The organism is Collinsella sp. OM08-14AT, from assembly GCF_003438115.1.
GTDB lineage: Bacteria > Actinomycetota > Coriobacteriia > Coriobacteriales > Coriobacteriaceae > Collinsella.
The window spans coordinates 1-8675 of record NZ_QSTE01000001.1; the positions used below are offsets into that span (position 1 = coordinate 1).

The 8675-nt window shown below is 59.4% G+C and carries 6 protein-coding genes; all 6 read left to right on the forward strand.

Annotated elements, in window-relative coordinates; all coding sequences use genetic code 11:
* The first annotated feature begins 145 nt into the window (after nucleotides 1–145).
* The 6 genes from argF to xerD all read left to right on the forward strand — a co-directional run bounded on the left by argF (nucleotide 146) and on the right by xerD (nucleotide 8342).
* Nucleotides 146–1141 (forward strand): ornithine carbamoyltransferase, encoded by a 996-nt coding sequence (argF, locus tag DXC18_RS00005; protein ID WP_117584234.1) that lies wholly within the window; start codon nucleotides 146–148, stop codon nucleotides 1139–1141.
* Between the two features lie 138 nt (nucleotides 1142–1279).
* Complete coding sequence (locus DXC18_RS00010) at nucleotides 1280–2767, forward strand: YfcC family protein (RefSeq protein ID WP_369831459.1); 1488 nt, start codon at nucleotides 1280–1282, stop codon at nucleotides 2765–2767.
* A gap of 714 nt (nucleotides 2768–3481) precedes the next feature.
* Nucleotides 3482–4963, forward strand: a complete 1482-nt coding sequence (locus DXC18_RS00015) for a DUF1846 domain-containing protein (protein WP_006234276.1) — start codon at nucleotides 3482–3484, stop codon at nucleotides 4961–4963.
* A 256-nt stretch (nucleotides 4964–5219) separates the two neighbouring features.
* Entirely contained in the window at nucleotides 5220–5558 is a 339-nt protein-coding gene (locus DXC18_RS00020) for a hypothetical protein (protein WP_040358312.1), read from the forward strand.
* Nucleotides 5559–5736: 178 nt separating this feature from the next.
* The gene (locus DXC18_RS00025; RefSeq protein WP_117584233.1) at nucleotides 5737–7398 is read left to right on the forward strand and encodes a CTP synthase; all 1662 of its coding nucleotides are present in this window, start codon (nucleotides 5737–5739) and stop codon (nucleotides 7396–7398) included.
* Between the two features lie 2 nt (nucleotides 7399–7400).
* The gene (gene xerD, locus DXC18_RS00030; protein WP_117584232.1) at nucleotides 7401–8342 is read left to right on the forward strand and encodes a site-specific tyrosine recombinase XerD; all 942 of its coding nucleotides are present in this window, start codon (nucleotides 7401–7403) and stop codon (nucleotides 8340–8342) included.
* Nucleotides 8343–8675: the final 333 nt, after the last annotated feature.

The window sequence follows — 8675 nt, forward strand, 5'->3', positions numbered from 1 at the left end:
GCGCTGCATGAGCATGCCCTTCTGGCGCGAGGACCTCTAAGTCTTTCCGTTTCCGGTGCGGTCCCCCTACAACCGCACCGGTTTCGCCCGTCAAACGGGCAACACTAATACTTACGTAATTCATTTCTTCGAAAGGATTTGAACCATGGGTGTTAACCTCTCCGGCCGTAGCTTCCTCAAGCTCCTCGACCTCACCACCGAGGAGATCGAGTACCTGCTCAAGCTCTCCAAGAACTTCAAGGACATGAAGCGCGCCGGCGTTCCTCACCGCTATCTCGAGGGCAAGAACATCGTTCTGCTCTTCCAGAAGACCTCCACTCGTACCCGCTGCGCCTTCGAGGTCGGCGGCATGGATCTTGGCATGGGCGTCACCTACCTCGATCCCGGTTCGTCCCAGATGGGCAAGAAGGAGTCCATCGAGGACACCGCCCGCGTTCTCGGCCGCATGTATGACGGCATCGAGTTCCGTGGCTTTGCCCAGGACGACGTCGAGGAGCTCGCTGCTAAGTCTGGCGTGCCCGTATGGAATGGCCTGACCACCGAGTGGCACCCCACCCAGATGCTCGCCGATATCCTGACCGTCCAGGAGAACTTCAACTACGACATCAAGGGCAAGACCCTCGTCTTCATGGGCGACTGCAAGAACAACGTCGCTCGCTCCCTCATGGTCGTCTGCTCCAAGCTCGGCATGAACTTCGTGGCCTGCGGCCCCGAGGAGTGCATGCCCGCTGACGACGTCATCGAGGCCTGCAAGCCCATCGCTGAGGCTAACGGCTGCACCATCAAGCTGACCACCGACGTCAAGGACGGCGTCACCGGTGCCGACGTTCTCTACACCGACGTGTGGGTCTCCATGGGCGAGCCCGACGAGGTCTGGGCCGAGCGCATCGCTCAGCTCACTCCGTATCGCGTTACCTCCGAGGTCATGGCTATGGCCAACCCGGGTGCCATCTTCCTGCACTGCCTGCCCAGCTTCCACGACACCAACACCACGATTGGCGCCGAGAAGTGCGAGCAGTTCGGCATCACCGAGCAGGAGGTCACCGACGAGGTCTTCGAGAGCCCCGCTTCCAAGGTCTTCGACGAGGCCGAGAACCGCATGCACACCATCAAGGCTGTCATGTACGCTACGCTCAAGTAAGAGCATCTAGCATCTCGCTCGGGGTGCATTGCTGCGCACCCCGAGCGCTTTTGTCTGGTAAAAATCTCGCACCGAGCGACATGCACGGCACGGAAGAGCCGCTTCGGGCGAGATCAGTAAATGATTTATGAAGGGGGGATGAGAACTATGACTGAGACCGCTAAGAAAAAGCGCGGTATGCCTTCATCGTTCACCATTCTTCTTGCTCTGCTGGCAATCGTCGCGGTTGTTACCGTTATCGTCTCCGGTACGTCCGGTGGCGCGGTTACCGCTGCCCGCTTGAGCGATTTCTGCACCGCCCCGGTCAAGGGCTTCGCTGACGCTCTGCCCGTCTGCCTCTTCGTTATGATCCTCGGCGGCTTCCTCGGCATGATGACCGAGACCGGCGCCCTGGACAACGGCATTGCTGTTCTGGTGCAGAAGCTTAAGGGCAATGAGATCATGCTCATTCCCGTGCTGATGTTCATCTTCTCCCTCGGTGGTACCACCTATGGTATGTGCGAGGAGACCGTTCCCTTCTACGCCCTGCTCGCCGCCACCATGATGGCTGCTGGCTTCGACCCCATGGTCGGCGCTGCCACCGTCCTGCTCGGCGCTGGCTGCGGCTGCCTCGGCTCCACGGTTAACCCGTTTGCCGTCGGTGCTGCCGTTGACGCTCTGACTGGCGTTGGCATTGAGGTCAACCAGTCCATCATCATCGGCCTCGGTGCCGTCCTGTGGATTGTTACCACTGTTATGTCCATCCTCTTCGTCATGAGCTATGCCAAGAAGGTCAAGGCTGACAAGGGTTCCACCATCCTTTCGATGCAGGAGCTCAAGGACGCCGAAGAGGCTCACGGCAAGGCTGCTTCCGAGGTTCACAAGGAGGTCAAGCTCACCGGTCGTCAGAAGGGTGTTCTGATCGCCTTTGCCTTCACCTTCGTCGTCATGATCGTCGGCTTCATCCCGCTGGCCGACCTTAACGAGGGCGTCGCCAACTTCTTCGATGCTGGCGCTGTCTATGACGCCGACGGTAACGCCATCGTTCAGGGCTGGTCTGCCCTGATCACCGGCCTGCCCATTGGTCAGTGGTACTTCGACGAGGCTTCCACCTGGTTCTTCCTCATGGCTGTCCTGATCGGTATTATCGGCGGCCTGTCCGAGAAGCAGATCGTCAACACCTTCATCACCGGCGCTGCCGACATGATGTCCGTTGTCCTCGTCATCGCCCTCGCCCGTGGTATCTCCGTCCTCATGGCTAGCACCGGCCTCGACGTCTACGTCCTCGACGCTGCCGCCAATGCTCTGGCTGGCCTGTCCGGCGTGATCTTCGCTCCCATGAGCTTCCTGGTCTACTTCGGCCTGTCCTTCCTGATCCCCTCGACCTCCGGTATGGCTACTGTCTCCATGCCCATCATGGGACCGCTGGCTGTTAAGCTCGGCTTCTCGCCCGAGGTCATGGTCATGATCTTCTCCGCCGCCATCGGTGTCGTGAACCTGTTCACCCCGACCTCCGGCGCCATCATGGGCGGTCTTGCTCTGGCCAAGATCGAGTGGACGACCTGGCTCAAGTTTGCTCTTAAGCTCATCGTCGCTCTCTCCGTCGTCTGCGCCATCATCCTGACCGTCGCTTGCGTGATGCTCTAAGTACCCCTTGGGTACCCCACGGAAACCATGACGATCCTGTAAAGGATCACCTGGTCATCGTCTGTCCGGTGGGGTAACCCCACCGGTAGACTCCTACCTTTAGCCTCCTCCCGTTCCGCGCGCGGGAGGGGGCGACTTGCGTTCCGGCGTTTTACCAAACGCCGGAACCGGTCGACGCTGCGCGCCGCCCAGGACGACAATTTGTCATTCAAAAGGCAAGGCATGACCAAAAGGTCTATGCCTTGCCTTTTTCATGCCAACTTGTACGTCCTGGACGGCGCTCGCTGACTTATGCTCATCCTGCGGCGCTGCCTTTGTTGGTGTAAAGGTGTCAGATTGCTTTGCGCCATGCCCTCCTCTTTCACGTCACCTTGCTCGCTCTGGTGGGCTTTCGCTGACTTATGCTCAACCTGCGGCGCTGCCATTGTTGGCGCAGGGGGCGGCTTGCTCGCTCTGGTGCCTGTTCGCTGTCCGTTCTCTGCCCGCGACGTTTCTGCTGTTGGTGCAAAGGGGTCAGGTTACTTTGCGCCAAAAGGGGAAGTTGCGGTGGAATAGTTCCCGTTTGGCCGTCTTGAGGGGTTAAACAGGAGCTATTTCACCGCAACTTATCGATGGCGTGTTTGGTTGGTGCCTGTTGATGGCCTGGGCATCGGGGAGGGCAGGCTCCGTTATAATCGCCTAAGACATTAAATGGAAACGGGACGGGAGCCATATATGCGCCAGGGTTTCGACAACGCGAAGTATATCGAGCTGCAGGCCGCTCATATTAAGGAGCGCATCTCGCAGTTTGGCGGCAAGCTGTATTTGGAGTTTGGCGGCAAGCTGTTTGACGACTATCACGCGAGCCGCGTGCTGCCGGGTTTTGAGCCGGACAGCAAGTTTCGCATGCTCAAGAGCATAGCCGACGACGTCGAGGTCATCATCGCCATTAACGCGAACCACATCGAGAAGAACAAGGCTCGTGGTGACCTTGGCATTACCTATGACGAGGATGTGCTGCGCCTGGTTGACCTGTTCCGCGGCAACGGCTTTGCTGTCGCGGCCGTGGTCATCACCCAGTACGCCGGCCAGCCCGCTGCCGATGTGTTCCGCAACCGCCTGAACGCGCTCGGCATTCCCGCCAAGCTCCACTATCCCATCGAGGGCTATCCGCACGACGTCGACCTGATCGTGTCCGACGACGGCTATGGCAAGAACGAGTTTGTCGAGACCACCCGTCCGCTCGTCGTCGTGACGGCGCCCGGTCCTGGCTCGGGCAAGCTCGCCACTTGCCTCTCGCAGCTGTATCACGAGCATAAGCACGGTACCGCCGCCGGCTATGCCAAATTCGAGACCTTCCCGGTCTGGAATCTTCCTCTGACGCATCCGGTCAATATTGCCTACGAGGCCGCCACGGCTGACCTCGACGACGCCAATATCATCGATTCGTTCCACCTTGAGGCCTACAACAAGACCACGGTCAACTACAACCGCGACGTCGAGGCCTTCCCGGTAGTTCGTGCCCTGATGGAAAAGATCCTGGGCAAGAGCCCCTACCAGAGCCCTACGGACATGGGCGTCAATATGGTCGGCTTTGCCATCACCGATGACGATGCCTGCCGCGACGCTTCCAAGATGGAGATCGTCCGCCGCTACTTTACCGCGGTCGAAAATGTGCGCCGTACCGGCGTGGGCGATGAGCAAGTCGACCGTCTCAAGATTATTATGAAGAAAGCCGGCATCGATAAGAACTACTCACCGGCGCGCTCGGCGGCCCTCACCAGGGAGCAGCTGACGGGTGGTCCCGTGGGTGCCATGGTCATGCCCGATGGCTCCGTGGTGACCGGTAAGACCTCCACGCGCCTGGGCGCCGCAAGTTCGCTCATTATGAACGCCCTCAAGCATGTCTCGGGCGTCGACCTTGAGCTCGAGGTCATTAGCGATGAGGCGATCGAGCCCATCAGCAAGCTCAAGACGCATTTCCTGGGCAGCAAAAACCCGCGCCTCCACACCGACGAGACGCTTATGGCGCTGTCGATCACCTCGGCCACGAGTGAGACGGCCGCTCGCGTCCTTTCGGGCCTGGAGCAGCTGCGCGGTTGCGATGCCTTCTTTAGCGTGATTATCTCGCCGACGGACGAGACGGTACTGCGCAAACTGGGTATCAACGTGTGCTGCGAGCCCAAGTTTGAGCGCCGCGGTTTCTTCCATCGCTAAGTTTGAAGCACCGCGGTAATTGCATTGCATTTTGGCCGTATCGGGTTAGCGCCCGGTACGGCTTTTTGATCAATAAAGCGTCTATTTCGGCGAAAAATAGCTGTTTACCTGCCTAGAAACAATTTGAGCGGTATACAATAACCGTAACTGTTTCATCCTTAGCGGGATGCCGCATGATGGATATTACCTGCCATCGTGAGGTGTGTCGGTCGCGCACGGCGCGTTAGATGCTCGTGCTCGGTTTGAGGAGGCTGCTATGGCGGGCAAGGGTCGTGCGAGTGTCAACGATATGAAGCGTGTCGAGGTGCTGGTGTTGATGGAGATCGACCAGCAAACCGAAGACAATGGCGGGCCGTATGGTTTCTCGCGCAAAACGCTTGCCGAGCGCGTGGGGGTTTCGCCGTATCGTGCCCGCGCGGCAATCGATCGCTTGGATTCCGAAGGCATGATTGATGTCGTCTCGCGTTATAGCGACGACGGCGGTCAGCTTGCAAATGGCATTTGCCTCACCGAACGTGGCGAGTGGTATCTTGAGGGCGTCCGTACCGGCATGCTCGTTCAAGAAATGCTTGAGGACGAGGTTGCTGATCGATAGCAGCATGTAACCCTTGCCATAGCGACGCCGCCTGGGAAACCGGGCGGCGTTTTGTTTCAAGATTGAGAAATGCAATCGCACGCGAGAAAAATTGCGGACGGTCCGCGGCGCGAGTATTACAATGAAGACCCGTAAGATGTGGATAAACAACTTCTACGGGAAGCGCAGGTAACTCAATATGACCAAGCATGTGTTCGTAACCGGTGGCGTGGTTTCGTCCCTGGGCAAGGGTATCACCGCGGCCTCGCTGGGCCGTCTGCTCAAGTCGCGTGGCTACAAAGTAACGATGCAGAAGGCCGACCCGTATCTGAACGTCGACCCCGGTACCATGAGCCCGTTCCAGCATGGTGAGGTCTTTGTAACCGAGGATGGTTACGAGTCCGACCTGGACCTGGGTCATTACGAGCGCTTTATTGATGAGAACCTGACCCGCGATTCCAACTTTACGACCGGTGCCATCTACAAAAGCCTAATCGCCCGCGAGCGTCGCGGCGACTTTTTGGGCGGTACCGTGCAGGTGATTCCTCACGTCACCAATGCCATTAAGGACAAGTTTCGCCGCATCGAGGAGCAGACCGGCTCCGATGTAGTCATCACCGAGCTGGGCGGCACGATCGGCGACATCGAGTCCCAACCGTTTGTCGAGGCCATCCGTCAGTACCGCAAGGAGGCCGGCTCCGAGAACGTCTGCTACATCCACGTGTCGCTCGTTCCCTATATTGCCGCCGCCCACGAGGTCAAGACCAAGCCCACGCAGCATTCCGTCAAGGAGCTCCGCAGCTTTGGCATCCAGCCCGATATCATCGTGCTGCGCTCCGACCACCATATCGATGACGCTATCCGCGGAAAGATCGCAAGCTTCTGCGACGTCGACACCGATTGCGTCTTTACCAATGAGGACTGCGCGAGCATCTACGACGTGCCGCAGCTGCTTGCCGAGCAGGACTTTGACCTGCGTATTTGCGAGCGCCTGGGCCTGGACCCGCGTGAGCGCGACATGAGCGAGTGGAATGAGTTCCTGCGTAAGCAGAACCATGCCAACCATCACGCCGATAAGGTTAAGATTGCCGTCGTGGGTAAGTACACGCAGCTGCCCGATGCGTACCTGTCGGTTATCGAGGCCCTGCACCATGCGGGCGTCTTCTACGATCGCCATGTGGACGTCCAGCTGGTCGACGGCGAGAGCCTCGACGAGCAGAATGTCTCCGAGGTTCTGGGCGACGCCTCGGGCATCCTGGTCCCCGGCGGCTTTGGCAAGCGCGCCCTGGAGGGCAAGATCCTCGCGGCCGAGTTTGCCCGTGAGCACAAGATTCCGTATCTGGGCATTTGCCTGGGTATGCAGGTGGCCGTGTGCGAGTTCGCCCGCAACGTCGTCGGCCTTGCCGGCGCCAGCTCCTCCGAGTTCGATCCGGACGGCCCGTTTAGCGTCATCGATCTGATGAGCTCGCAGGAGGACGTGACCGAGAAGGGCGGCACCATGCGTCTGGGCGCCTATCCGTGCAAGCTCGCCGCCGATACCCTCGCTCGCGAGGCATATGGCGAGGATCTCGTCTACGAGCGTCACCGTCACCGCTTTGAGTTTAACAACGCCTTCCGCGACCAGCTTGAGGACGCCGGTTTGGTTATCTCGGGTCTGTCGCCCGACGAGCGCCTGGTCGAGATGGTCGAGCTGCCGCGCGACGTGCATCCTTGGTATGTGGCAACCCAGGCTCACCCCGAGTTCAAGAGCCGTCCGACCAACCCGCAGCCGCTGTTCCGAGAGTTCGTGCGTGCCTCGATCGGTCAGCACGAGGGTGTCGATCGCCTGCAGGTGACGCCCATGAACCTCGCTACGGACTAAGGGTGCCGGCGAACAAAGAACATACCGAAGCTACTCCCTCGTCGCTCGCCGTGGCGGCGGGGGAGTATCTCGATTACCTCGCGGTCGAGCGGGGTTTGGCGCGCAACACGATTGCGGCCTATCGTCGTGACCTGACGACGTACTGCGCGTATCTGGAGCGGGCGGGCATCATGTCTTTTGATGAGGTGACTCGTCAGGTCGTGGAGGGCTTTGTCGCCGACCGTCGCGATGGGGGCTATTCCGATGCCTCGGTGGAGCGTGCGCTTGCGGCCGTGAAGGGCCTGCATGCCTTTTTGGTGCGCGATGGGATTGTGGCCCAAAATCCAACGGCGGCGTTGCGCCTGCCTAAAAAGGCTGAGCGTTTGCCGGAGTATCTATCGGTGGAGGATGTCTCGGCGCTGCTCGATCAAGACTTCCCCGAGGGCGAGATGGGCTTGCGCGACCATGCCATCTTGGAAGTGCTCTACGGATGCGGCTTGCGTGTGAGTGAGTTGGTGGGGCTCGATGTGGGCGATATCCATATCGACGATGGCTTTGTGCTCGTTCGCGGTAAGGGCTCAAAGGAACGCCTGTCCCCGTTGGTGGGAAGCGCGGCGCGAGCTCTGACGCGCTATATAACTAAGGGGCGTTCTCGCTTGGCGGCCCATGCCCACGGAACCGAGACCTCGGCGGTCTTTTTAAATAAGAACGGCCGCCGTCTGTCGCGCCAGGGCATCCATGCCATCTGTGAGCGCTACGGGCGCCAGGTGGGGCTGGTGGGACTCCATCCCCATACGCTGCGTCACTCCTTTGCCACCCATATGCTTGCGGGCGGTGCGGACCTCCGTGTGCTACAGGAGATCTTGGGACATGCCGATATATCGACCACGCAGGTCTACACGCATGTCGATCGTACGCAACTGACCGAGGTCTATCTGGCGGCGCACCCGCTGGCACATCGTTAACACATCGCTGGCCTGCATATCTATAGGTATTTGGGGACGGGCCCCAGATTGCCGCGGCGTGCTTTTGCGCGCGCATGGGCAATCTGGGGCTCGTCCCATTTTTCGCTAGACACCGACGCGGCGGTGGGCCGTGTGTACCGTGGGTGGGGGAGTTTGGGGGCGATGTGAACGGCGTGTAAAGGGACGTAAAAATCGCCTCAAGGTCAACTTGAAGGTTGAGGTTCGCGGGCGTGGTTCTACAGGTGGCATCCCGCCTTTGCTGCAAACACAACATATTGTGTTTTCGAACATATGCTCGGGGGTGTTTTACAACATATTGGGGGTGGAATGGTG